The sequence below is a fragment of the Pseudomonas sp. FSL W5-0299 genome (assembly GCF_005930655.1).
GTDB classification, from domain to species: Bacteria; Pseudomonadota; Gammaproteobacteria; order Pseudomonadales; family Pseudomonadaceae; genus Aquipseudomonas; species Aquipseudomonas mandelii.
The window spans coordinates 77321-101335 of record NZ_RXHX01000019.1; the positions used below are offsets into that span (position 1 = coordinate 77321).

The window sequence follows — 24015 nt, forward strand, 5'->3', positions numbered from 1 at the left end:
CCCTTATTCCCATAAGCCATAAGCACCGCACTTTGCGTGATATGGCCTGCTCGCGTTTGCCGGTATGATAGGCGCCCCCGCAGTCTGGATTGCGAATACGCCATGACCTTGCAGTACCCAACCATCGCCGATTGCGTCGGCAACACCCCGCTGGTCCGTTTGCAGCGCCTGCCTGGCGCCACCAGCAATACCCTTTTGCTCAAGCTCGAAGGGAATAACCCGGCGGGTTCGGTCAAGGACCGGCCGGCGCTGTCGATGATTACCCGCGCTGAATTGCGTGGGCAGATCCACGCCGGCGATACGCTGATCGAAGCGACTTCGGGTAACACCGGTATCGCGCTGGCCATGGCTGCCGCGATCAAGGGTTACAAGATGATCCTGATCATGCCGGACAACTCCAGCGCCGAACGTAAGGCCGCGATGACGGCCTATGGCGCCGAGCTGATCCTGGTCACCCAGGAAGAAGGCATGGAAGGCGCGCGCGACCTCGCTCAGCGAATGGAAGCCGAAGGCCGTGGCAAGGTGCTGGATCAGTTCGCCAACGGCGATAACCCCGAAGCGCACTACACCACCACCGGCCCGGAAATCTGGCGCCAGACCGAGGGCACCATCACTCATTTCGTCAGTTCGATGGGCACCACCGGCACCATCATGGGTGTCTCGCGCTACTTGAAAGAGCAGAACGACAACGTGCAGATCATCGGCCTGCAACCGATGGAAGGCTCGGCGATTCCGGGTATCCGTCGCTGGCCGCAGGAATACCTGCCGAAGATTTATCAAGCCGATCGTGTCGACCGCATTGTCGACATGGCGCAAAGCGAAGCTGAAGACGTGACCCGTCGTCTGGCCCGCGAAGAAGGCATCTTCTGCGGCGTGTCCTCGGGCGGTGCGGTGGCAGCGATGCTGCGCCTGTCCCGGGAAGTTGAAAACGCGGTGATCGTCGCGATCATTTGCGACCGTGGCGACCGTTACTTGTCGACCGGCATTTTCGACGCGCCCAACTGATGGCCAAGCAAGAGAGAGGCCTGCGCTTCCAACCCACTGGCGGCAGCAAGACCCCGCAAATTCCGACCGGCAAAAAGCAGCGCTTGAGCATCGAGCGCCTGGCCAATGACGGTCGCGGTATCGCGTTTTTCGAAGGTCGCACCTGGTTCGTCCTCGGCGCGCTGGCGGGCGAAGACGTCGAGGCGCGCGTGTTGGGTGCCCACGGCAAAGTGGTCGAGGCGCGCACCGAACGGGTGTTCCAGGCCAGCGAGTTGCGTCGTCCGGCGCCGTGCCCGCATGCCGGCCGCTGTGGCGGTTGCAGCGTGCAACATCTGCCGCACACTGAACAACTTGCCCTGAAACAGCGCATGCTCGCCGAACAACTGTCCAAGGTCGCCGGTGTCGAACCCCAAGAGTGGGCAGCGCCGTTGAGCGGTCCGGAATTCGGTTACCGCCGTCGCGCTCGAGTGGCGGTGCGTTGGGACATGAAAGCGAAGAAGCTCGAAGTCGGTTTCCGCGCGGCGGGCAGTCAGGACATCGTGGCCATCAACGAATGCCCGGTGTTGGTCCAGCCCTTGCAGCCGATCATGACCCGCTTGCCGGAAATGCTTCGACGCTTGAGCAAACCTCAGGCGCTGGGGCATGTGGAATTGTTCAGCGGTTCGTCGTTGGCGGTGTTGCTGCGGCACATGGCGCCGCTGTCCGACGCCGACATGACGATCCTCAAGGATTTCTGCGCGTTCCATGAAGCCCAGCTGTGGCTGCACGGAGACGGTGAACCGCAACCAATCGAGACTGACCAGTCGTTGGGTTATCGACTTGAACAGTGGGACTTGAATCTGGCGTACCGACCGGGAGATTTCATCCAGGTCAACGCCGGGGTCAATGAAGCGATGATCGCCCAGGCGTTGGAGTGGCTGAAGCCGACAGCGGAGGAACGGGTTCTCGATCTATTCTGTGGGTTGGGTAACTTTGCCTTGCCGCTGGCCAAGGTCGTTCGCGAAGTGGTGGCAGTGGAAGGTGTGCAGGCGATGGTCGAGCGAGCAGCCGCGAATGCAGCTAGCAACAATCTTCATAATGCGACTTTTTTTCAGGCCGATTTATCCCAGCCTTTGACCGATGCCGAATGGGCGCGCGAAGGCTTTTGTGCGGTACTCTTGGACCCACCGCGTGACGGTGCTTTCGAGGTCGTGCGCAAGCTGGCGTCCCTGGGCGCCAAACGGTTGGTGTACGTATCGTGCAACCCGGCAACGCTGGCGCGCGATACGGTCGAATTGATCAAGCAGGGCTACCGGTTAAAACGTGCCGGGATTCTCGATATGTTTCCTCAGACGGCACATGTCGAGGCCATGGCGTTATTTGAAGCGAGCTAGGACGGCTCGTCTGGTCCGACTGGCCGCCCGTGCCGCTCTTGCAGTAGCCCCGTGAGGGCAATCGGGCAATGAAGGTCAGCGAATTGACGCATTGAATCTGCGTCGTAGGGAAGGTAAGCAAGATGGTACAGGTGAGAGCACACCAGCCGATCAACACTGACGGCAGTATCAATCTCGAGGCTTGGCTCGATCATGCGGTCAGTGTCGATCTGGCACTGGATCGCGAAGCCTTGAAGGAAGCGTGCGAGTTCGCTCGCGTGTCTGAACAACAGGCCAATGCGGCGAAGAATCTATGGTCCGAAGGGACCTCGAGTTTCCGCACCGGCCTTGAAATCGCCGAGATTCTCGCCGACCTCAAACTCGATCAGGATTCGTTGGTCGCAGCGGTCCTGTACCGCGGCGTGCGCGAAGGCCAGATCGAACTGCCGGCGGTCAGCCAGCGCTTCGGTCCGGTGGTCGCCAAACTCATCGACGGCGTGTTGCGCATGGCGGCGATCAGCGCCAGCCTGAGCCCCCGTCAATCGTTGGTGCTGGGCACCCAGGGCCAGGTCGAAAACCTGCGCAAAATGCTGGTGGCCATGGTCGACGACGTGCGCGTCGCGCTGATCAAACTGGCCGAGCGCACCTGCGCGATCCGTGCGGTGAAAACCGCCGACGACGAAAAGCGTAATCGCGTTGCCCGTGAAGTCTTCGACATCTACGCGCCGCTGGCTCACCGTCTCGGTATCGGTCATATCAAATGGGAACTGGAGGATTTGTCCTTCCGTTACCTTGAGCCCGATCAGTACAAGCAGATCGCCAAGTTGCTGCACGAGCGGCGTCTGGATCGCGAGCGTTTCATTGCCGATGTGATGAACCAGCTGAAAGTCGAGTTGCAGGCCACCGGCGTCGATGCCGACATCAGCGGCCGGGCCAAACACATCTATTCGATCTGGCGCAAAATGCAGCGCAAGGGGCTGGAGTTCAGCCAGATCTACGACGTGCGCGCCGTTCGTGTGCTGGTGCCGGAAATGCGCGACTGCTACACCGCGCTCGGCATCGTCCATACGTTGTGGCGGCACATTCCGAAGGAATTCGACGACTACATTGCCAACCCGAAAGAGAACGGCTACCGCTCGCTGCACACCGCGGTGATCGGCCCCGAGGGCAAGGTGCTGGAAGTGCAGATCCGCACCCACGCCATGCACGAAGAAGCCGAGCTGGGCGTTTGCGCGCACTGGCGCTACAAGGGCACCGACGTCAAATCCGGCTCCAACCACTACGAAGAGAAAATTTCCTGGCTGCGCCAGGTACTCGAGTGGCATGAAGAGTTGGGTGACATCGGCGGTCTGGCTGAACAGCTGCGGGTCGATATCGAGCCGGACCGGGTCTACATTTTCACCCCGGACGGTCACGCCATCGACCTGCCGAAGGGCGCGACCCCGCTGGACTTCGCCTACCGCGTGCACACCGAAATCGGTCATAACTGCCGTGGCGCGAAGATCAACGGGCGCATCGTACCGCTCAACTACAGCCTGCAAACCGGTGAACAGGTCGAGATCATCACCAGCAAGCACGGCACTCCGAGCCGTGACTGGCTGAACCCGAACCTGGGTTACATCACCACCTCGCGGGCACGGGCAAAGATCGTTCACTGGTTCAAGTTGCAGGCGCGTGATCAGAACGTCGCGGCCGGTAAAACCCTGCTCGAACGTGAGCTCAGTCGTCTCGGCTTGCCAGCGGTGGACTTCGACAAGCTGGCCGACAAGGCCAACATGAAGACCGCCGAAGACATGTACGCCGCGTTGGGCGCGGGCGATCTGCGCCTGGCGCAACTGGTGAACCTGGCGCAACAACTGGTCGAGCCGGAACGCGGCAATGAGCAGCTGGAACTGATCCCGCGCAAAGCCACCGGCTACAAACCGGGCAAGCGCGGCGACATTCAGATTCAGGGTGTCGGCAATCTGATGACGCAAATGGCCGGCTGCTGCCAGCCGTTGCCGGGTGATGCCATTGTCGGTTACATCACCCAGGGCCGTGGCGTGAGCATTCACCGTCAGGACTGTGCCTCGGTGCTGCAACTGGGCGGGCGCGAGCCGGAGCGGATCATTCAGGTCAGCTGGGGCCCGGTGCCGGTACTCACCTACCCGGTGGACATCATCATCCGCGCCTACGACCGTTCCGGTTTGCTGCGTGACGTGTCGCAGGTGTTGCTCAACGAGCGGATCAACGTGCTGGCGGTCAACACCCGCTCGAACAAGGAGGACAACACCGCGCTGATGTCCCTGACCATCGAGATTCCGGGGCTGGATGCATTGGGGCGGTTGCTGGGACGGATTTCCCAGTTGCCGAACATCATCGAAACCCGGCGTAACCGTACACCGTGATGATGATCCCTGTAGGAGCGAGGCTTGCCCGCGAAGGCGTCATACCTGACACACCGCCTTCGCGGGCAAGCCTCGCTCCTACAAGGTTACGGTTGGGCCGACATACCGCATTGCAGATGTAGAGATTGATTGATGTATTCACTTGAAGACTTGCTGCACCTGATGAACCGTCTGCGCGACCCGCAGTTCGGTTGCCCGTGGGACATCAAGCAAACCTACGCCACCATCGTCCCGCACACCCTTGAGGAAGCCTACGAAGTCGCTGACGCCATCGAGCGCGGTGACTTCGATCACTTGCAGGGCGAGTTGGGTGATTTGCTGTTCCAGGTGGTTTATTACAGTCAGTTGGCCCGGGAAGAAGGGCGCTTCGAATTCGCCGGTGTGATCGACAGCATCACCCGCAAGCTGATCCGTCGCCATCCTCACGTATTTCCAACCGGTGATCTGTACGCGCCGCTGGATGTTCCGCGTCTGAGTGAAGAGCAGGTCAAGCAGCGCTGGGAAGAGATCAAGGCTGAGGAGCGCGCCGAGAAATCATCCGCGCCCGAACAGCTGTCCTTGCTCGACGATGTGCCCGCCGCGCTGCCTGCATTGTCCCGCTCGGCGAAGTTGCAGAAGCGCGCGGGGCAAGTCGGTTTCGACTGGCCGGACGCCTTGCCGGTGCTGGACAAGGTCCGCGAAGAACTCGATGAAGTGCTCGAAGCCATGGCCGACAATGACTCGGCAGCGATTGCCGATGAGGTGGGTGATTTGCTGTTTTCCGTGGTCAATCTGGCGCGTCATTTGAAAGTCGACCCGGAAACTGCACTGCGTGGCGCCAACAGCAAGTTTGAAAGACGCTTCCGTTTTATCGAACAGGCATTGCGCGACACCCACCGTCCCATGGAAGATTGCACCCTCGAAGAGTTGGACGCCTTGTGGGGCGAAGCCAAACGTCAGGAAAAGAATTTGCCCAGCTGCGGTTGAGCAGTGGCCTAAGTGAGAAATAAGCACCATGAGCATTTCCCTTCGCGACCAGTTGCTCAAAGCAGGGCTGGTCAACCAAAAGCAGGCCAAACAGGTCGGCAAAGAGAAGCAGAAGCAGCAACGCCTGGCCCATAAAGGCCAGATTGAACTCGATGACTCGCAGCAGCGTGCCGCCCAGGAAGCCATGGCCGAGAAGGTCAAGCGCGACCAGGAGCTGAACCGTCAGCAACAGGAGAAAGTCGAGGCCAAGGCTCGCGCGGCGCAGATCAAACAATTGATCGAAGTATCGCGCCTGCCGAAGCTGACGACCGAGGACTACTACAACTTCGTTGACGACAAGAAGGTCAAGCGTATCTCCGTCAACACGCTGATGCGCAACCAGTTGAGCAATGGCTTGCTGGCGATCGTGCACCATGCCGGCGGCTACGAAGTGATCCCGCGTGAGGCGGCCCTGAAGATTCAGGAGCGCGATCCTCGGCGCATCGTGCAGCTGAACGTCAAGACTGAAGAAGTCGCTGCCGAAGATGATCCATACGCGGCCTATCAGATCCCTGATGATCTGATGTGGTAAGCCTTTAACGGCTTCAACAACGACAAACCCCGCTCATGGCGGGGTTTGTCGTTTTCAATGCTGTCATTGCTTATGCAGATCGGAGCGCTCGTTGCTGCTCCTGTTTTTCCAGTTCAGCCTTGTAGCTGTGGGCGTCGGTTTCGGAATGAAACATCCCCACCAGCATGTCTTGTTGATGTACATCCCAGATACGGATACCGGCGGCTATGCCTTCATGGGATTTATGTGAATCGTCGCGTTCAGTTACTTTTACAGTCATCTGCTAGCTCCAATCTCTGTTATCTGCAGCAAGGCGTGTGCAGGACTCTGTTATATGTTTGGTTAGCCTGCTAAGTAAACGACTGAGTTCGGTAACGAATTTTTGCGAAACCGACAATAGTCCTGCAGCCCGCCAAACACGTGGCATTCGGTCGCAGGGCATTGAGTTTCATGACAAAAGCTTCATGTTCGCCGTGAATATCTCGCTGGTAGAACACGGTATCTGTAGGAGCCAGGCTTGCCGGCGAAAGCGTCCTTCAGTGCGCCTTCGCCGGCAAGCCTGGCTCCTACAAAAAGCATCGCAGTGCACATTTTTTCAGGCATAAAAAAACGCCCCGAACCAGTCGGGGCGTTTTTGTGTGCTGCGAGACGGCGGAGTATTACTTGCCGGTCCAGCGCTTCAGTACCAGGGTGGCGTTGGTGCCACCGAAGCCGAAGCTGTTGCTCATCACGGTGTTGATGGTGGCGTCTTCGCGAGTCTTGGTCAGGATCGGCATGTCTGCCACTTCCGGGTCCAATTCTTCGATGTTGGCGGAGCCCGCCATGAAGTTGCCTTCCATCATCAGCATGCAGTAGATCGCTTCGTGAACGCCGGCGGCGCCCAGGGAGTGACCCGACAGGCTCTTGGTGGAGCTGATGGGCGGGGCCTTGTCGCCGAACACTTCACGCACACCTTTCATTTCCGCGACGTCGCCGACCGGAGTCGAGGTGCCGTGGGTGTTCAGGTAGTCGATCGGAGTATCGACGGTGGACATGGCCATCTGCATGCAGCGGATGGCGCCTTCGCCGCTTGGGGCGACCATGTCGTAGCCGTCGGAGGTCGCGCCGTAGCCAACGATTTCCGCGTAGATCTTCGCGCCGCGGGCCAGAGCGTGTTCCAGCTCTTCGACCACGACCATGCCGCCACCGCCGGCGATGACGAAACCGTCACGCTTGGCGTCGTAGGCACGGGAAGCTTTTTCCGGGGTTTCGTTGTACTGGCTGGACAGTGCGCCCATGGCGTCGAACAGGAACGATTGGCTCCAATGCTCTTCTTCACCGCCGCCGGCGAACACGACGTCCTGCTTGCCCATCTGGATCTGTTCCATGGCGTTGCCGATGCAGTGAGCACTGGTGGCGCAGGCAGAAGCGATGGAGTAATTCAGGCCCTTGATCTTGAACGGTGTGGCCAGGCAAGCGGAAACGGTGCTGCTCATGGTCCGCGTGACGCGGTATGGGCCAACGCGCTTCACGCCTTTCTCGCGCAGGATGTCCAGCGCTTCCATCTGGTTCAGCGTGGAGGCGCCACCGGAACCGGCGATCAGGCCGGTACGCGGGTTGGAGACTTGCTCATCGGTCAGGCCGGAGTCTGCGATGGCGTCTTTCATGGCCAGGTAGGCGTACGCCGCCGCGTGGCCGACGAAGCGATAGATCTTGCGATCGATCAGCTCTTCGAGGGGAAGGTCAATGGAGCCGGAAACCTGGCTACGCAGACCCATTTCGGCATATTCCGGGTTGAACCGGATGCCAGGGCGGCTTGCACGCAGGTTAGCGGAGACGGTCTCTTTGTCATTGCCCAGGCACGATACGATGCCCAGACCAGTGATAACGACGCGGCGCATGCGGATAACCCTTAGAAGTTGTCAGTGGAGGTGAAAACGCCGACCCGAAGGCCTTCGGCGGTGTAGATCTCGCGGCCGTCGACACTAACCGAACCATCGGCGATGGCCAGGTTCAGCTTGCCCTTCAGCACGCGCTTGATCTGAATGTTATAGGTGACTTTCTTGGCGGTCGGCAGGACCTGGCCAAAGAATTTCACTTCGCCCGAACCCAGCGCACGGCCACGGCCCGGCAGACCTTGCCAGCCGAGGAAGAAACCGACCAGTTGCCACATGGCGTCGAGGCCCAGGCAGCCTGGCATCACCGGATCACCTTCGAAGTGGCAGGCGAAAAACCACAGGTCAGGAGTGATATCCAGCTCGGCGACCAATTCACCTTTGCCGTACTTGCCACCCTCGGCACTGATATGGGTGATGCGATCCACCATCAGCATGTTCGGGGCGGGCAGTTGTGCGTTACCCGGGCCGAACAGCTCACCGCGACTGCAGCGCAGCAGGTCTTCCCGAGTAAAGGCGTTTTGTTGGGTCATGCGAGCTCCTCAATAGTCCCATGCGGCAGGGTGGGGCAAATCTTCCCGGCCGACCGAGGCGTTCATGCCTCGAGTCAGCAGCCTACTCATAGACTATTGCGTTGTGGTGAAAGTCACAGCACCAAGGACATGAATGTACACTTGTGCACTGAAATTATTATTCAAGCCCCTTTTCGGGCCTGTTCGGGTGCCTAAGACTGCCGCACTTTCGCCTTTCACGCCAGTCGCAGATGGTCGAAAGGCCTGTACTACTGCACCCAGCGCTGCAAAATTTGCTGCAGATCAGTGCGTTTGAAGGGCTTGGCCAGGTAATCGTTCATTCCAGCCGATAAACACGCTTCGCGGTCGCCCTGCAAGGCATTGGCGGTCAGGGCGATGATCGGCAAGTCTGCGCAGCCGGGGAGCAGGCGGATCTGGCGGGTTGCTTCGTAGCCGTCGATGATCGGCAGTCGGCAATCCATCAGAATCGCTTCAAATATCAGGCTTTTGGCGCTTTGCACCGCCTGCGCGCCATCGGTCGCGACGCTGACAGTAAAGCCCAGACTGCGCAACATTGCTTCGATCACCGTCTGGTTGACCGGGTTGTCCTCCACCAGCAGCACATTGCGTCCTTCACCATGGCCGTCGCCGCTCTGTGTCCGTGGTTTCAACTCCGGCAGTGACTGCTTATAAAGGGCCAACGGAATTTCCAGGGTAAACACCGATCCCAGGCCTTCTTCGCTCTGGGCGCGCAAGGTGCCGCCCATCCGTTCGGCCAGGGTACGGGCAATCGGCAACCCCAACCCGGTGCCGCCGTAACGCCTTGAAATAGAACTGTCGGCCTGCTGGAACGCGTTGAACATCAACTCCAGGCTTTCGGCCGAGATACCAATGCCGCTGTCGCGCACGGTGCAGGTGAACCACAGCAGTTCGTGATCCAGTGACTGCCATTGCGGTTCGATACTGACGCGGCCTTGCTCGGTGAACTTCAGCGCATTGCCCACCAGGTTGACCAGAATCTGCCGGATCCGCGTCGGGTCGCCTTGAACCTGCAAGGCGCGCATGTCCTCGGGAATCGCCAGGGCCAGATCGAGCCCGCGTTGCGCCGCGCTGTGCTGGAACGACTGGGCGCAGCTGCTGATCAGGTCAGCGAGGTTGAACGGAATGTGTTCCAGCTCCAGTTCTGAACGCTCGATGCGCGAGAAGTCGAGAATGTCGTTGATGACTTTGAGCAGGTGTTCGGTCGACTCCGAAGCCAGCGCCGCATACTCGATCTGCTCCTCGGTCATGTCGGTGGTTTCCAGCAGTTGCAGCATGCCCAGCACGCCATTCATTGGGGTGCGCAGTTCGTGGCTCATCATCGCCAGGAAGTCGGATTTGGCGTTGTTGGCCTTTTCCGCTTCTTCGCGGGTCTGGATCAATTGCGCCATGGCCTGCTGCTGCTCACGGCTGGCCTGCTCAAGGCCTTGCGCGAGGTTATTGATGTGCTGCGACAACGCGCCCAACTCAGTGTCATCGACGATCGGCAGCGGCGTTTTATAATCACCCTCCTGAATCGCCTTCACGGCGTGGCCGATGTCGCGGATCGGCTGCGACAGGCTGCCGGCCAGGCGTCGGGCCACCAGAAAGGTAAACAGCAGCGCGAACAAGGCGAGAATCCCGGCCTTGAACAGGATTTCCTGCTGACGCTGGCTGAAGGCGTCATTGGACAAGCCGACGATCACCCGGCCCAGATAGTCCTCGGGCGGGGCCGTGTTGGCGACGTTGCTGCCCTGGAAGAAATCATTGTTCAGCGCGATCCGTTGCAGCCGTACCGGCGCCTGGAACACTTCGACCTGATGCGAGCGGGCATGGGTTTCCGACGGTTGCTCGACGTACACCAGAATCCGGTTGGCGCTGTCCTGGACCTCGAGAAAGCGCACGTTGGGCGTGGCCAGCGTCGCCTTGAGCAAACTTTCGAGTACCTCGTTGTTGCCCGAGATCACCCCGTATTCCGTGGCGGGGGCCAGTTGGTTGGCGATCAGCTGGCCGGTGTGGTTGAGCTCCTGGCGCAGGTCCTGGATCCGCACGAAGGTGAAGAAACTGATCAGCAGCAACGTCAGCAACAGGGCGGGGCCGAGGCTGATGATCTGCGTGCGGGTGTTGATGTCCCAACCGCGACGGAAGGTCATGGGCGGCTTTCTCCTTCGGCCAACTGTGCTGCGACAAACGCTTCAGTCACCTGTTCAATACCCAATGAACGAGCCACCTGCGGATTACTTAACACTTTGAAGTGTTTTGGATACAACGCACGGGGCCAGCCTGTCTGCGGCCGATCGAGCAATTCGTCGAGCACTTCCAGCCAATCGTTCTGATCGCTGTAGGTGCTGGCCAGGCTACCAGCCTTGACGAACGCGGCGTTCGGGCCGACCAGCGCCAGTTGTCGCGAATAGCTGCTCAACAGCAGGTTTTTTGCGGTTTTCGGGTTGTACAGATCGGCGTCGTCGAGGCCCAGCAGCACGTCGCAGTTCTTCAGCAAATTCTGTAAAGGGCGGCTGTCGTTGGTGTTGTCCCATCGCTCGGCGATCACTTCAAGGCCCAACGCTTGTGCCGACAGCCGCAATTCCTTGAGCAGGAATTCGCTGTGACTGTCGTACAGCACGCCGATGCGTCGGGCCTCGGGCAGGATGAGCCGGGTCAGGCGCAATTGCCGATCCAGCGGCGGATCGCTCCAGAGCAGGCTGAGGTGCGATGGAAAGTCAGCGCCGAAACGATGATGGGCTTGCAGGCGACTGATGCGCAGTACCAGCGTCGGCGGACCTTGTGTCTCTTGCAGGCGCCAATCGAGGCTCGGCAGATCGAGCAGGATCAAACGGGTATCGCCGGGCAGTGCGCCCGGCCTCGGCAAGCTGTCCAGTACTTGGAAGCGAACGCTGTCGGCCGGGCGCATGCCGCTCAGCGCCTGCACAAAGGATTGCACGCCCGGGCTGTCTTCGGCACCGGTCAGCAGAATGTCGGCGGCCTGAATCGTCAGGCTGCCAAGCAGGCCGGCAAACACCAGGCACACCCCTGCCAGCAGGCGGCCAAGGGTTGGCGACTTCCGCGACAGGCGATGCAGCATTTAAAACGTCAGCTCCGCGCTGAAGTAGAGCACCCGACGCTCGTCATAGTTGTTGTCGACGAAGGTGGTGGGTTGATGGTCGAGGCGCTGCTGGAGCACGCCGGCCAGTTCCAGATTGGCCTTGCCCAGGCCGATGCGTTTGGCGATGCGCGTGTCGACGCGTTCGAAGCGATAACCGTTGAGGGCGTCGTCCCCGTAATAGAAGAGGGCGCTGTTCCAGCCGTGGCCCCAGTTGCGCAGCCAACCGGCGGAACCGCTGTTGCGCGCCGTCAGTTGCTCATCCTGCGGATTGCTCGCCTCGGCGTCGACGTAGGCGTAAGTCAGGCGCAGCCGGTCGGCGCTGCTCAGGCGCCAGTCCAGCTGGGTTTCCGTGCCCTTGAAGCGCGAGCTGTTGGAATTGCTGGCGATGTACTGATTGTTGCGCAGGGGTTCGCTGATCATGCCGCTGATTTCGTCGTAGAACAGTTTCACATCGACCGTCAGCCCAAGCTCCGCGAAGTAGCCGTTGTAGCCCAGCTCGCGCGAGCGCATGCGTTCTTGTTCGAGGTCGCCGGGGCCGCGGGTCTTGACGAAATACCGGGCGCTGGTCTGGCCGTAGGCACTGGGCCGCAGGTTGGTCACCTGGTAACTCCAGTTGACGTTGTTCTCGAACATGTCCGGTGAGCGGATGGCTTCCGAATACACCGCGCGCAAGCCGTGACGCGGGTTGATCAGGTAATTGACCGCTACCCGCGGGGTCAGCGAGCTGCCGGTCAATTGCGTGTCTTCGAACATGGCGCCGCCCTGCAGCAACCAGTGCTCGGTGGCGCGCCACTCGAGTTGGCCGAATGCGCGCCAAGTGGTGTCGTCGAGCGTGCCATTGAAGTAGGTCTCGGAATTTGCCCGGTCGTAACGATAGTTCATGCCGCTGACCAGTCGCAGACTGTCGGACAGGCTGAGGGTGTCTTGCAGTTCCAGGTCGTAGCGCGTTTCCCGGGCGCTCTGGTCGATGTCGCCACAGAGGGTTTGCCGGGCACCGTTGCGCCATTGCGCCAGCACTTGATTGCCTAGCGCTTGTTCCGCCGCCGTGCCGGCCGGCGCGCCGGGACCGGTGAAGCGCTCGATGTTGCGCGCCAGGCGTTCGGTGTAGTTCGGGTTGAGCTGCCAGAGTTCGGTCAGTTGCGGGCTGAACGAAACTTCCGCATCACAGGCGCGCCAGGTCTGCTGACGGTCCCAGTGCTGAGCCGAACCCTGGATATAAAGGCTGTGATCAGGATTGATGTCCAGGTTCCAGCGCAACGAACCGGCGTAGTCCTTGGCAACGACGTCGGAATTGTTCCCGGCTGCGGTAATCCCGGAGAACACCGGGCGGTAGGTATAAGGCCGCTGGTTGGTTCCGTCCTTGGCGTTCAACTGCCAGTCGATGCTCTGGTTTTCACTCAGGGTCTGGCTGACGGCAAGGTTGAAGCGGTTCAAGCGGCGACTGTCGCGATAATCAGCACCGTTGCTGTCGGTGTCGAAGCCGTCGTCCTGCTGGCCGGACAGTGACAGACGCAGGTCGCCGCCGTCCCAGCCCACACCCTGGCTGGCGTAAAAATCATCGATGCCGCGCTGGCCACGGGTGACTTTCATCCGCGTGCCGTGGCTGTCGGCCGGGTTGCGGGTGATGATGTTGACCACCGCCATCAACGCATTGGCGCCGTAGCTGACCGTGTTGGGGCCGCGGAAAACCTCGATGCGCTCGATGTCTTCCATGGCCACCGGGATATCACTCCAGTCCACCGTGGCCAGGCCAGCGCGGTACACCGAGCGGCCGTCGATCAGCACCTGCATGCGCCGCGCTTCCGTGGCGTTGGTGCCGTGGTAATTCACCGCCGCCTGATTACCGCTGATATTGCCGACCATCATGCCCGGCACCAGGCGCAGCAATTCGCTGATGTCCCGTGCACCGCTGGCATTGATCAGTTCGCTGTCGATCACCGTCATGCTTCCCGGGACTGCGGCCGGCGACTGCTTCAGGCGGGTGGCCGTGAGCACTTGCGGCAGCGATTCGTTGTCGAGGAACAAGTCGTCGGCCAGCAATGGCGAGCTGAAAAGCAATGCCAGAACCAGCGGAGAGGAGGGTGAAGGAGAGCCAAACGACACGAAACGTCCTTGATAACGATGAGATGGCGCGCATGTTAACCGAGCTGTTCGACTTTTCCATTCACGATGCCGGCATTTTCCTAGGATTTATTGGTCTTCTTCCTACAAGTGCCGGTAATTGATACGGGGGCTGGCCGCCACTGGGACGCTCCGTATAATGCCGACATCGCCACTGGTATGGATTAACGGATTGCATATGACTGAACAGCGCCCAATTGCGGTCCTGGGAGGCGGAAGTTTTGGTACCGCCGTGGCTAATCTGTTGGCCGAGAACGGGCATCAGGTCCGGCAGTGGATGCGTGACCCCGAGCAGGCTGAGTCCATGCGGGTCAATCGCGAAAACCCGCGTTACCTCAAAGGCATCAAGATTCTTCCCCTGGTAGAACCGGTGACTGATTTGCAAGCGACCCTGGACGCTTGCGACCTGTGCTTTGTTGCGCTGCCGTCCAGCGCGCTGCGTTCGGTACTGGTCCCGCACGCCGCACGGTTGAGCGGCAAATTGCTGGTCAGCCTGACCAAAGGCATCGAAGCCCACACGTTCAAGCTGATGAGCGAGATCCTCGAAGAAATCGCCCCGCAAGCGCGCATCGGCGTGCTGTCCGGGCCGAACCTGGCCCGTGAAATCGCCGAACACGCCCTGACCGCCACCGTGGTCGCCAGCGAAGACGAAGAACTCTGTCAGCGGGTCCAGGAGGCGTTGCATGGCCGGACCTTTCGCGTGTACGCCAGCGCCGACCGCTTCGGCGTGGAGTTGGGCGGGGCGCTGAAAAATGTTTACGCGATCATCGCCGGCATGGCGGTGGCGCTGGGCATGGGTGAAAACACCAAGAGCATGCTGATCACCCGGGCGTTGGCGGAAATGACCCGCTTCGCGGTGAATCAGGGCGCCAACCCGATGACCTTCCTTGGGTTGGCGGGCGTGGGCGACTTGATCGTCACGTGTTCGTCGCCGAAAAGCCGCAATTACCAGGTCGGGTTTGCCCTCGGCCAGGGGTTGAGCCTGGAAGAGGCGGTGACCCGCCTGGGCGAAGTCGCCGAAGGCGTGAACACGCTGAAGGTGCTCAAGGCCAAGGCTCAGGAAGTGGGCGTCTATATGCCGCTGGTCGCCGGGTTGCACGCGATTCTGTTCGAAGGGCGCACGCTCAATCAAGTGATTGAACTGTTGATGCGCGGCGAACCCAAAACCGATGTGGACTTCATTTCCACCAGCGGTTTCAACTGATCACGCTTTCGAGATAAAGCAGGGAGTTGCACATGAACGATCCGAAAACAGAGGCCACCTACGAGTCCATTCTGCTGCGGGTGTTATGGATGATCGTCTTCTTGCTGGTCTGGCAAGTGGCGCAGTTCATCCTGGGGGCGGTGGTGCTGGTGCAACTGATCTATCGTTTGATTTATGGCGCCCCGAGCGCCAGCCTGATGAACTTCGGCGACAGCCTGAGCCAGTTCCTGGCGCAGATCGGTCGTTTCGGCACCTTCCACAGCGACCAGAAACCCTGGCCGTTCGCCGACTGGCCGACGCCGCGTACACCGGAAGGCGAAGCGCCGCACGCCGTGCCGCCAGCGCCACATCCGGCCCGAGATGAGGAGCCGAAACTATGAAACTCTGGGTATTGCGTCATGGTGAAGCCGAGCCACACGGTTCCAAGCCACACGATTCGGAGCGCGCGCTGACGGAACATGGTCGTTCAGAGGTGCTGAGCATCGCTGCTGAACTGATCGGTCAGCCGATTACAGCCATCTATGCCAGCCCGTTTCTGCGAGCGCAGGAGACCGCGCAGCTGGTGCGCGAGGCGCTGGGTTTCGAACCGGAGATTCGCACTGTCGAGTGGCTGACCCCGGACACTGATCCAGACAAGGTGGCCGAGCAACTCGTGTCGGTGAGTGACGTCCTTCTGGTCAGTCACAACCCGTTGGTGGGGAACCTGTTGAGTTACTTGCAGCATGGTGCCGGCTATCCACCAGAGAGGGTCAGCACCGCTGGCCTGGCCGAGCTCGAGAGCGCTGAACTGCTGATAGGTTCGATGAAGCTCAACAGCATCAAACACCCGTAACCGCATTTGCTTTGGCTTTTTGCAGGCGCGAGGCTTGTCCGCGAAGCTGTTGCCGTCGTTGAAAGCCCTTCGCGTGCAAGCCTCGCTCCTACAGGGGGCGGCGGTGTTCCGGGATTTTGTGTGAAATAGTCAACCAAGCAACCGCTTGGTTGACTACGCTTGCTCCAGACCAAAAATAAAGGAGCGAGTCGCATGTCTGCTGCTTTTCGTTTACCGCTGGACGTCTTTTACGAGCGTGAAGCCCGTCATCCCCGCCAGCGTTTTCTGGTCCAACCTACCGGCGGCGGACACGTCGAGACCCTGACCTGGGCCGACGTCGGCCATCAGGCTCGCTGCGCCGCGCATTGGCTGCGCGCACGCGAACTGCCCCAAGGCAGCCACATCGCCCTGATTTCGAAAAACTGCGCGCACTGGATCATCTCCGACCTGGCAATCTGGATGGCCGGGCACGTTTCGGTGCCGTTGTACCCCAACCTCACCGCCGAGTCGGTGGCGCAAGTGCTCGAACACTCGGAAGCGGCGCTGGCGTTCATCGGCAAGCTCGATGACTGGCCAGGCATGTCTCGCGGGGTCAGTGCCGATCTGCCGACCATCAGCCTGCCGTTGCATCCGCCGGGTACTTTCGACTACAGCTGGGCCGATCTGCAAAAGAGCTCACCGATCCAGGACGATCCCAAGCCGTCCGCCGACCAGTTGGCGACCATCATTTACACCTCCGGCACCACCGGGGTGCCCAAAGGCGTGATGCATAGCTTCGGCAATCTGGGCTTTGCCACCACGCGCGGCACTCAGCTGTTCGGTCTCAACGAGTCGGATCGACTGCTGTCTTACCTGCCGCTGTGCCATGTCGCCGAGCGGATGTTCGTCGAGCTGGCGTCGATCTACACCGGGCAAACCGTGTTCTTTGCCGAAAGCCTCGACACCTTTCTCACCGATTTGCAGCGCGCGCGGCCGACCGCGTTGTTCGGCGTCCCGCGGATCTGGACCAAGTTCCAGATGGGCGTGTACAGCAAGATTCCGGCAAAACGCCTCGACTTCCTGCTCGGCCTGCCCTTTATCGGCAAACGGGTCGGGCACAAAGTGCTCGTCGGGTTGGGGCTGGATGCGTTGCGCGTGGCGTTGTCCGGCGCCGCGCCTGTGCCGCAGACCTTGCTGTTGTGGTACCGCAAGCTGGGACTGGATGTGCTGGAGGTCTACGGCATGACCGAAAGCTGCGGTTACTCCCACATCGGCCGGCCCGGCGAGAACAAACCCGGCTGGATCGGCAAGCCTTGCCCGGAGGTTGAAGTGCGGATCGCCGATTCGGGCGAAGTCATGGTGCGCAGCGGTGCGACCATGCTTGGCTATTTCAAGGAGCCCGAGAAAACCGCAGAAACCATCACCGAGGACGGCTTCCTGCGCACCGGCGACAAGGGCGAACAAGATGCCGAAGGCAACCTGCGCCTGACCGGGCGACTGAAGGAGATCTTCAAGACCAGCAAAGGCAAATACGTCGCGCCGGCGCCGATCGAAAATCGGCTGGCGGTGCATTCGCGGATCGAACAGGTGTGCGTGGTCGGTGATGGCTTGAGTGCGCCGCTGGGGCTGTGCGTGCTCTCGGCGGTCGGTCAGCAGGACGCCGGGGGAACGGCGCGGGCAGGGTTGCATGCAAGCCTGGAAAAGCTGCTGGAGGAGGTCAATGGCGGCCTCGACAAACACGAACGCTTGCGCCAGTTGGTGGTGGTCAAGGACAGTTGGGCGGTGGAAAACGGCTTCCTGACACCGACCCTGAAGATCAAGCGCAACGTGATCGAAGCGTCTTACGGCGCTCGGTTCGAAGAATGGAGCGAGCGCAGCGAGACGGTGCTGTGGCAGGATTGAGCCACGAATAAAACCAACAAAGGAAAGCAAGATGAGTCTGTGGCGTACCATTCCCGACGTCGAGCAGTTGAACGCAATCCAGAAAAACACCATTGGCGAAGTGCTGGATATTCGCTTCGAAGCCTTTGATGACGAGTCCCTGACCGCGAGCATGGTCATCGACCACCGCACCCACCAGCCTTACGGTTTGCTGCACGGCGGCGCGTCGGTGGTGCTGGCCGAGACGGTCGGTTCCATGGCCAGTTACTTGTGCATCGATGCCAGCAAATTCTATTGTGTGGGTCTGGAAATCAACGCCAATCACTTGCGCGGATTGCGCAGCGGGCGAGTGACGGCAGTGGCCAAGCCGATTCACATTGGGCGCACGACTCATGTCTGGGATATCCGTTTGAGCAGTGACGAGGGCAAGGCCAGTTGCGTGTCGCGGTTGACCATGGCGGTCGTGCCGTTGGGCGAGAATCCACCGGCCCGCTGATTGTCGAGCGAACCACCTCTTCCGGCCCGATGATTACCTGTGGCGAGGGAGCTTGCTCCCGTTGGCTGCGACAGCAGCCCTTGCCGGCACGCCTCTCGCGGCGTGCACCGGTTTTGCGCCTGCTGCGCAGCCGAACGCGAGCAAGCTCGCTCGCCACAGGGTTCGGCGATGTCTGAATGCTCATGCCCCTGACCGGACTGTCATCATTCCTGGCACTTACAGTCATTGCCGCCGCCTCGCGTCTTACGGACAATCAACCCTTGTTTTCGCTCATGGATTTGCCGGTATGTCGCAACAGATATTTTTCGCCCACGCCAATGGCTTTCCTTCGGGCACCTACGGCAAGTTGTTCGCGGCGCTGGCGCCCGAGTACCAGGTGACGCATCTGGAACAGCACGCCCACGATCCGCGTTTTCCGGCGGACGACAATTGGCGCAACCTGGTGGATGAGCTGATCCATCACCTCAAAGAGCAACCGGAGCCGGTCTGGGGCGTCGGCCATTCCTTCGGCGGGGTGCTGCACCTGCACGCGGCGTTGCGTTGCCCTGAACTGTATCGGGGCGTGGTGATGCTCGATTCGCCGGTGCTGACCCGCGCCGATCAATGGGTGATCCGTGCGGCCAAGCGTTTCGGTTTCATCGACCGCCTGACCCCCGCCGGCCGTACATTGGGGCGCCGGGAAGAGTTCGCCGACCTGGACGCGGCACGGCTCTATTTCGCCGGCAAAACCCTGTTCCGCAGCTTTGATCCCGAGTGCTTCGACGCTTACCTGCAACACGGTTTGCAAAAAGTCGGCGACAAGCTGCGCCTGCGTTTCGACCCGGCCACGGAGATCAGCATCTACCGTGGCGTCCCGCACACCAGTCCAGGCCAGGCACGCCAGTTGAAAGTGCCGCTGGCGGTGGTGCGCGGGCACAAGAGCCGGGTGGTGATGCGTCACCATGCAAGCTCCGTCGGGCGTATGCCGCTGGGTGAGTCCCTGACCATGCCCGGTGGCCACATGTTCCCCCTCGAACGTCCGCAAGACACCGCCACGCTGCTGAAAAACCTGTTCAGCCGCTGGGAAGGTCGTCGCCAACAGGATTGCGCATGAGCCACGTTGTCGAAGAAGTTCGCCTGAGCCTGCCGCACATCGAGCTGGCCGCGCACCTGTTCGGTCCCGAAGACGGCCTGCCGGTGATCGCCCTGCACGGCTGGCTGGACAACGCCAACAGCTTCGCCCGGCTGGCACCGAAGCTCAAAGGCCTGCGCATCATCGCCCTCGACATGGCCGGTCACGGACATTCCGGGCATCGCCCGACCGGCGCCGGTTACGCGATGTGGGACTACGCTCACGACGTGCTGCAAGTCGCCGAGCAGTTGGGCCTGAAGCGTTTTGCACTGATGGGGCACTCGATGGGGGCGATCGCTTCGTTGATTATTGCCGGGTCGATGCCGGAACGTGTCACGCATCTGGCGTTGATCGACGGCATCATTCCTCCGACAGACAAAGGCGAAAATGCCGCCGAACGCATGGGCATGGCCCTGCAAGCCCAGCTGGATCTGCGGGAAAAACGCAAACCGGTCTACAACACCCTGGATCGAGCCATCGAGGCACGCATGAAAGGCCTGGTGGCGGTCAGTCGCGAAGCCGCCGAGCTGTTGGCCCAGCGTGGACTCATGCCGGTGCCGGGCGGTTACACCTGGCGCACTGACAACCGACTCACGCTGCCATCGCCCCTGCGTCTGACAACCGAACAGGCGATGGCCTTCGTCCAGCGGGTCAGTTGCCCTGCGTTATTAGTGGTAGCAGCTGACGGCATGCTCGCCAAACATCCCGAGTTGCTGGAGCGTCTACCCTTTAGCCGTGAACAGCTGCCTGGCGGCCATCATTTGCACCTGAATGACGAACCCGGCGCCGACCTTGTCGCAGACTGTTTCAATCGGTTCTTCGCCGTTCCTTGACTTGCGCCGGGCAACTGTCGAGGCTGGGCGGGTTGAAATGGGAGACAACCATGATAGATCTCTACACCGCTGCGACCCCGAATGGCCACAAGGTCTCTATCGTGCTCGAGGAACTCGGCCTGCCCTACACGGTGCACGCCTTGAGTTTCGACAAAAAGGAACAGAAGTCACCGGACTTCCTCAAGATCAATCCCAATGGCCGGATTCCGGCCATTGTCGACCGCGCCAACGGCGATTTTGCCGTGTTCGAATCCGGCGCCATCCTGATTTACCTCGCTGAGCTGGGCGGCAAACTGCTGCCCCAGGACCCGAAGGGGCGCTCGGTCGTCCTGCAGTGGCTGATGTTCCAGATGGGTGGGATCGGGCCGATGCAGGGGCAGGCCAACGTGTTTTTCCGTTACTTTCCAGAAAAACTCCAGGGCGCCATCGACCGCTATCAACATGAAACACGTCGCCTCTATGAGGTGCTCGATACACGCCTGCAAGCCGTGGAGTTTCTCGCGGGCGAGTACAGCATTGCCGACATTGCCACCTATCCGTGGGTGCGTGGCCATGAGTGGTCGGGCGTCGAGGTTGACGGTTTGCCGGCCTTGCAGCGCTGGATGGCATCCATGGAAGCGCGTCCGGCGGTCCAGCGTGGTTTGCTGGTGCCCGAGCGCTTCGATGATGCCAGTGTCGTCAAGGGTGCCCAGGCCATGCTGATCCGATGAGTCTATCCATGCGTTCATTCAGTGTGCTGGTGCTGTGTTGTTTCAGTCCCTTGTTATTTGCCGCCGATGTCCCGGGCAGTCAGGACTTGCCGATCGTGCCGCGCATGGCCGACGCGCAGATCGTCGACTATCGCCCCGGCGTTGAGCTCGAGCGGATTTATCCGCTGGGTTCGATCCGTAAGATCAGCGGCCAGTTGCGCTTCGATGGTCAGGTCAGCGCCCGGGGAACGGCGACATCGGTGACCTATGAGTTGCCGCCGGAGCACTCGTCAACCGACGCCTTCACTGCCGCGCGTGAAGCGTTGCAAGAGCAGGGCGCCGGCTTGCTGTTCTGGTGTCAGGCACGTGATTGCGGTGAAAGCAGCCTCTGGGCCAATGAGGTCTTCGGTAACGCCAAGTTGTACGGTGCCGACGATCAACAGGCGTACTTGCTCTTGCGTCTCGCGGCGCCCCGGGACAATACGTTGGTGGCGCTTTACAGCATCACTCGCGGCAATCGCAAAGCCTACCTGCACGTCGAGCAGTTCGACGCTGCCGCGCCGCTGGGTGATTTGCTGCCGACGTCGGCGACCTTGCTGCGAGAGCTGAAAAGTACGGGCGAACTCGATTTCCCCACATTGAGCGCCGATCCTGATGCCACCTGGCTGCGCCTCATTTCTCGCGGCTTGAACCTCGACACCACCTTGCGGGTCAGTGTTTCCGGGCCAAACGCCGAAGCGTGGCGCCAGGCGCTGATCGGGCAGGGCGTGCGGGCGGCGCGAATGGAAGCCGGCAGCGCCAAAAGCCCTGGCCTGCACATCGAACTGTTGCGATAAGCTTCATCAGGCAAACGCGGCTGGCGCGTTTGCCTGCTCTTTGTTGACTGATTTTTTCGAGAACCTACATGCTCAATAACGATCGGCTGTTGGTGCAGATCCTGCTCCTGGTGCTGTTTGGCGCGAGCCTCTGGGTGATGGCGCCGTTCTGGTCGGCCTTGTTCTGGGGCGCGGTGCTGGCGTTCGCCAGTTGGCCGCTGATGCGGTTGTTGACCCGCTGGCTCAACGGCCGGGAATCCCTGGCCGCGCTGGTGCTGACACTGGGCTGGATGTTGCTGGTGGCGGTGCCGCTGGTCTGGCTCGGGTTCAACCTGGCGGATCACGTGCGTGATGCCACTGCGTTCATCAAGGATGTGCAGATGGACGGTTTGCCCGAAGCACCGACCTGGCTGGGCGGCGTTCCTTTGGTGGGCGAGCGGTTGATGGTGATCTGGAACAGCATCGATGAGCAAGGCGCGGCGATGATGGTGGCGGTCAAACCGTATCTGGGTCAGGTCGGCAACTGGCTGCTGGCACGCAGTGCGCAGATTGGCGGCGGGATTCTCGAGCTGACATTGAGCATTGTGTTCGTGTTCTTTTTCTACCGTGACGGGCCGCGGCTGGCGGCGTTTGTCCATGGGCTGCTGGAGCGCCTGATCGGTGATCGCGCCGGGTACTACATCGAACTCGTGGCCGGGACGGTGCAGCGTGTGGTGAACGGGGTGATCGGCACAGCGGCGGCGCAGGCGGTCCTGGCGTTGATCGGGTTCCTGATTGCCGGGGTGCCCGGGGCGTTGGTGCTGGGCATCGTGACGTTCATGCTCAGTCTGATTCCGATGGGGCCACCGTTGGTGTGGATTCCGGCCACCGCGTGGCTGGCCTGGAAGGGTGAATACGGGATGGCGGTGTTCCTCGGGTGCTGGGGCACGTTCATCATCAGCGGCGTCGACAACGTGCTGAAGCCGTACCTGATCAGCCGGGGCGGGAATCTGCCATTGGTGATCGTGTTGCTCGGCGTGTTTGGCGGGTTGATTGCGTTCGGGTTTATCGGGCTGTTCATCGGGCCTACGTTGCTGGCGGTTGCGTACAGTCTGTTGACGGACTGGAGCAAGAGTCATGCGCGGGTAGACGATCGCCGGCCCTGAGATTTTCGGCGGGGCTGAGGGCCTCATCGCGAGCAGGCTCGCTCCCACAGGGGATTTGTGAAAGGCGCAGCTCTACTGTGGGAACGGGCTTGCTCGCGAAGCTTTTGACTCAGGTCGATACGTTCAAGTATTTGCCCACGCTCGCCACGTTATCGAGCGAATACTGCTTGCTCAGGTTGGCGATCATTTTGTTCAGCGCTTCATTGACGTTGAATTGAGCGGTGGAGTTGTCGCTGGTTTTCTCGCGACCTGCTTGCAGCGCCGCGTTCAGTTCATCGCTGCTGACCTCACCGCTGCCGTCACTGTCCAACTCCTTGAGCAACGCAGCGCTGGTGTCGGTGCTGGTCGATGAGGTGCTGTCGCTGGCCTGCAGCACGCTGCTCAGTTCGGTGGCGGTCACGCTGCCATCGCTGTCCGTATCCAGCTGGCTGAACAATTCTTCGCTGGACACCTGCTGCTGCGGTGGCGGTGGCGGCGGGGTCAGGCTGGCGGCGAGTTCGTCCTTGCTGACGGTGCCGTCCTGGTTCTTGTCCAGGGCCGAGAATATTTCTGTACTGTCGGCACTGCTGCCAGCGTTGTTCAGACCGTTGCTCAATTCGTCGCTGCTGATCGCGCCGTCACCGTCGGCGTCCAGGGCGCTGACGAGCGCGTCGGCCAGTTCGGTGTTGGGTGCCTGGTCATGCGGCGGTGGTGGCGGCGGTGCCATTGCCGCCATTTCCTCGCTGCTCAAGCTGCCGCTGTCGTCACTGTCCAGATCACCAAAGTTTTTGCTCAGGCTGACCAGCAGGCCGTCATCGGTTTTCTGCGACAGGGCACTTTCAAGTTCGCCCTGATCCACCGCGCCGTCGCTGTTGCTGTCGAGCTTGGCGAACAGTTCTTTCTGGAATTGCTGGCTGCGGGCGCTGTTGGTCGAGGTGCTGCTGGTGCTGGTATAGCTCGTGTAGTTGCTGACACTACCAATCATTGGACTCACTCCCTGGAATGGAAAACCGGTGGGTGCACCGGCTTATGCAGCGTCAAGGGGCAAGGTGTCGTGGGTGTGTGAGGTTTGTACCGATTGGTACACACAAGTCTCAGGCCAGGCTCGGATCATGTAGGCGTGAGCCTGCTCGCGAAAGCGGCGGGTCAGTCGACATCAATGTTGAATGATCGACCGCTTCGCGAGCAGGCTCACTCCTGCAGGG

At 60.7% G+C, this 24015-nt stretch carries 22 protein-coding genes; 15 read left to right on the forward strand and 7 right to left on the reverse strand.

Annotation, left to right across the window (positions count from 1 at the left end; all coding sequences use genetic code 11):
* The first annotated feature begins 102 nt into the window (after positions 1–102).
* The 5 genes from cysM (at position 103) to FHL16_RS21235 (ending at position 6260) form a co-directional block, all read left to right on the forward strand.
* Positions 103–1005, forward strand: coding sequence for a cysteine synthase CysM (gene cysM / locus FHL16_RS21215; protein WP_042932649.1), 903 nt, complete (start codon positions 103–105; stop codon positions 1003–1005).
* A complete protein-coding gene (rlmD, locus tag FHL16_RS21220) occupies positions 1005–2357 on the forward strand; it encodes a 23S rRNA (uracil(1939)-C(5))-methyltransferase RlmD (protein ID WP_077749209.1) in 1353 nt (450 codons plus the stop codon). Before cysM ends, rlmD begins: the two co-directional genes overlap by 1 nt.
* 122 nt (positions 2358–2479) lie before the next feature.
* Complete coding sequence (relA, locus tag FHL16_RS21225; protein WP_010457093.1) at positions 2480–4723, forward strand: GTP diphosphokinase; 2244 nt, start codon at positions 2480–2482, stop codon at positions 4721–4723.
* A gap of 132 nt (positions 4724–4855) precedes the next feature.
* Positions 4856–5689 (forward strand): nucleoside triphosphate pyrophosphohydrolase, encoded by an 834-nt coding sequence (gene mazG, locus FHL16_RS21230; protein ID WP_010457090.1) that lies wholly within the window; start codon positions 4856–4858, stop codon positions 5687–5689.
* A gap of 28 nt (positions 5690–5717) precedes the next feature.
* Positions 5718–6260, forward strand: coding sequence for a DUF2058 domain-containing protein (locus FHL16_RS21235; protein WP_077749210.1), 543 nt, complete (start codon positions 5718–5720; stop codon positions 6258–6260).
* Between the two features lie 70 nt (positions 6261–6330).
* Here the strand turns inward: FHL16_RS21235 and FHL16_RS21240 are convergent, their stop codons facing one another.
* The 6 genes from FHL16_RS21240 to FHL16_RS21265 all read right to left on the reverse strand — a co-directional run bounded on the left by FHL16_RS21240 (position 6331) and on the right by FHL16_RS21265 (position 13849).
* The gene (locus FHL16_RS21240; protein ID WP_010457086.1) at positions 6331–6519 is read right to left on the reverse strand and encodes a hypothetical protein; all 189 of its coding nucleotides are present in this window, start codon (positions 6517–6519) and stop codon (positions 6331–6333) included.
* Positions 6520–6898: 379 nt separating this feature from the next.
* Positions 6899–8119 carry a beta-ketoacyl-ACP synthase I gene (fabB, locus tag FHL16_RS21245; protein WP_077749211.1) on the reverse strand — a complete coding sequence of 407 codons (1221 nt, stop codon included), beginning with the start codon at positions 8117–8119 and terminating at the stop codon, positions 6899–6901.
* A gap of 11 nt (positions 8120–8130) precedes the next feature.
* Entirely contained in the window at positions 8131–8646 is a 516-nt protein-coding gene (gene fabA, locus FHL16_RS21250; protein WP_008148022.1) for a 3-hydroxyacyl-[acyl-carrier-protein] dehydratase FabA, read from the reverse strand.
* A gap of 248 nt (positions 8647–8894) precedes the next feature.
* Positions 8895–10796 (reverse strand): ATP-binding protein, encoded by a 1902-nt coding sequence (locus FHL16_RS21255; protein ID WP_010457080.1) that lies wholly within the window; start codon positions 10794–10796, stop codon positions 8895–8897.
* The gene (locus FHL16_RS21260; protein ID WP_010457078.1) at positions 10793–11725 is read right to left on the reverse strand and encodes an ABC transporter substrate-binding protein; all 933 of its coding nucleotides are present in this window, start codon (positions 11723–11725) and stop codon (positions 10793–10795) included. Before FHL16_RS21260 ends, FHL16_RS21255 begins: the two co-directional genes overlap by 4 nt.
* The gene (locus FHL16_RS21265; protein WP_042932652.1) at positions 11726–13849 is read right to left on the reverse strand and encodes a TonB-dependent receptor plug domain-containing protein; all 2124 of its coding nucleotides are present in this window, start codon (positions 13847–13849) and stop codon (positions 11726–11728) included.
* A 196-nt stretch (positions 13850–14045) separates the two neighbouring features.
* Between FHL16_RS21265 and FHL16_RS21270 the strand changes: the two genes are divergently transcribed.
* From FHL16_RS21270 to FHL16_RS21315, 10 genes are all read left to right on the forward strand, one after another.
* Complete coding sequence (locus FHL16_RS21270) at positions 14046–15071, forward strand: NAD(P)H-dependent glycerol-3-phosphate dehydrogenase (protein ID WP_010457075.1); 1026 nt, start codon at positions 14046–14048, stop codon at positions 15069–15071.
* Positions 15072–15103: 32 nt separating this feature from the next.
* Entirely contained in the window at positions 15104–15451 is a 348-nt protein-coding gene (locus FHL16_RS21275) for a DUF4389 domain-containing protein (RefSeq protein ID WP_010457073.1), read from the forward strand.
* Positions 15448–15903, forward strand: coding sequence for a phosphohistidine phosphatase SixA (sixA, locus tag FHL16_RS21280; RefSeq protein WP_010457071.1), 456 nt, complete (start codon positions 15448–15450; stop codon positions 15901–15903). Before FHL16_RS21275 ends, sixA begins: the two co-directional genes overlap by 4 nt.
* 192 nt (positions 15904–16095) lie before the next feature.
* Positions 16096–17763, forward strand: a complete 1668-nt coding sequence (locus tag FHL16_RS21285; protein WP_077749212.1) for an AMP-binding protein — start codon at positions 16096–16098, stop codon at positions 17761–17763.
* Positions 17764–17794: 31 nt separating this feature from the next.
* Positions 17795–18238 (forward strand): hotdog fold thioesterase, encoded by a 444-nt coding sequence (locus FHL16_RS21290; RefSeq protein WP_010457067.1) that lies wholly within the window; start codon positions 17795–17797, stop codon positions 18236–18238.
* A gap of 202 nt (positions 18239–18440) precedes the next feature.
* Positions 18441–19331, forward strand: coding sequence for an alpha/beta fold hydrolase (locus FHL16_RS21295; RefSeq protein ID WP_370654446.1), 891 nt, complete (start codon positions 18441–18443; stop codon positions 19329–19331).
* On the forward strand, positions 19328–20182 hold the full coding sequence (locus FHL16_RS21300) for an alpha/beta hydrolase (protein WP_010457064.1): 855 nt from the start codon (positions 19328–19330) through the stop codon (positions 20180–20182). Before FHL16_RS21295 ends, FHL16_RS21300 begins: the two co-directional genes overlap by 4 nt.
* A 50-nt stretch (positions 20183–20232) precedes the next feature.
* A complete protein-coding gene (locus FHL16_RS21305; protein ID WP_077749213.1) occupies positions 20233–20892 on the forward strand; it encodes a glutathione S-transferase family protein in 660 nt (219 codons plus the stop codon).
* An 8-nt stretch (positions 20893–20900) separates the two neighbouring features.
* On the forward strand, positions 20901–21707 hold the full coding sequence (locus FHL16_RS21310) for a DUF4892 domain-containing protein (RefSeq protein WP_042932656.1): 807 nt from the start codon (positions 20901–20903) through the stop codon (positions 21705–21707).
* Between the two features lie 68 nt (positions 21708–21775).
* Positions 21776–22831 (forward strand): AI-2E family transporter, encoded by a 1056-nt coding sequence (locus FHL16_RS21315; protein ID WP_077749214.1) that lies wholly within the window; start codon positions 21776–21778, stop codon positions 22829–22831.
* Positions 22832–22940: 109 nt separating this feature from the next.
* Here the strand turns inward: FHL16_RS21315 and xopAW are convergent, their stop codons facing one another.
* Positions 22941–23795 carry a XopAW family type III secretion system calcium-binding effector gene (gene xopAW, locus FHL16_RS21320; protein ID WP_077749215.1) on the reverse strand — a complete coding sequence of 285 codons (855 nt, stop codon included), beginning with the start codon at positions 23793–23795 and terminating at the stop codon, positions 22941–22943.
* Positions 23796–24015: the final 220 nt, after the last annotated feature.

Excerpts from the sequence above, each read along its gene's own strand:
- cysM (WP_042932649.1), top strand. The coding sequence starts at position 103 with ATGACCTTGCAGTACCCAACCATCGCCGATTGCGTCGGCAACACCCCG.
- rlmD (WP_077749209.1), top strand. The coding sequence starts at position 1,005 with ATGGCCAAGCAAGAGAGAGGCCTGCGCTTCCAACCCACTGGCGGCAGC.
- relA (WP_010457093.1), top strand. The coding sequence starts at position 2,480 with ATGGTACAGGTGAGAGCACACCAGCCGATCAACACTGACGGCAGTATC.
- mazG (WP_010457090.1), top strand. The coding sequence starts at position 4,856 with ATGTATTCACTTGAAGACTTGCTGCACCTGATGAACCGTCTGCGCGAC.
- FHL16_RS21235 (WP_077749210.1), top strand. The coding sequence starts at position 5,718 with ATGAGCATTTCCCTTCGCGACCAGTTGCTCAAAGCAGGGCTGGTCAAC.
- FHL16_RS21240 (WP_010457086.1), bottom strand. The coding sequence starts at position 6,519 with ATGACTGTAAAAGTAACTGAACGCGACGATTCACATAAATCCCATGAA.
- fabB (WP_077749211.1), bottom strand. The coding sequence starts at position 8,119 with ATGCGCCGCGTCGTTATCACTGGTCTGGGCATCGTATCGTGCCTGGGC.
- fabA (WP_008148022.1), bottom strand. The coding sequence starts at position 8,646 with ATGACCCAACAAAACGCCTTTACTCGGGAAGACCTGCTGCGCTGCAGT.
- FHL16_RS21255 (WP_010457080.1), bottom strand. The coding sequence starts at position 10,796 with ATGACCTTCCGTCGCGGTTGGGACATCAACACCCGCACGCAGATCATC.
- FHL16_RS21260 (WP_010457078.1), bottom strand. The coding sequence starts at position 11,725 with ATGCTGCATCGCCTGTCGCGGAAGTCGCCAACCCTTGGCCGCCTGCTG.
- FHL16_RS21270 (WP_010457075.1), top strand. The coding sequence starts at position 14,046 with ATGACTGAACAGCGCCCAATTGCGGTCCTGGGAGGCGGAAGTTTTGGT.
- FHL16_RS21275 (WP_010457073.1), top strand. The coding sequence starts at position 15,104 with ATGAACGATCCGAAAACAGAGGCCACCTACGAGTCCATTCTGCTGCGG.
- sixA (WP_010457071.1), top strand. The coding sequence starts at position 15,448 with ATGAAACTCTGGGTATTGCGTCATGGTGAAGCCGAGCCACACGGTTCC.
- FHL16_RS21285 (WP_077749212.1), top strand. The coding sequence starts at position 16,096 with ATGTCTGCTGCTTTTCGTTTACCGCTGGACGTCTTTTACGAGCGTGAA.
- FHL16_RS21290 (WP_010457067.1), top strand. The coding sequence starts at position 17,795 with ATGAGTCTGTGGCGTACCATTCCCGACGTCGAGCAGTTGAACGCAATC.
- FHL16_RS21300 (WP_010457064.1), top strand. The coding sequence starts at position 19,328 with ATGAGCCACGTTGTCGAAGAAGTTCGCCTGAGCCTGCCGCACATCGAG.
- FHL16_RS21305 (WP_077749213.1), top strand. The coding sequence starts at position 20,233 with ATGATAGATCTCTACACCGCTGCGACCCCGAATGGCCACAAGGTCTCT.
- FHL16_RS21310 (WP_042932656.1), top strand. The coding sequence starts at position 20,901 with ATGCGTTCATTCAGTGTGCTGGTGCTGTGTTGTTTCAGTCCCTTGTTA.
- FHL16_RS21315 (WP_077749214.1), top strand. The coding sequence starts at position 21,776 with ATGCTCAATAACGATCGGCTGTTGGTGCAGATCCTGCTCCTGGTGCTG.
- xopAW (WP_077749215.1), bottom strand. The coding sequence starts at position 23,795 with ATGATTGGTAGTGTCAGCAACTACACGAGCTATACCAGCACCAGCAGC.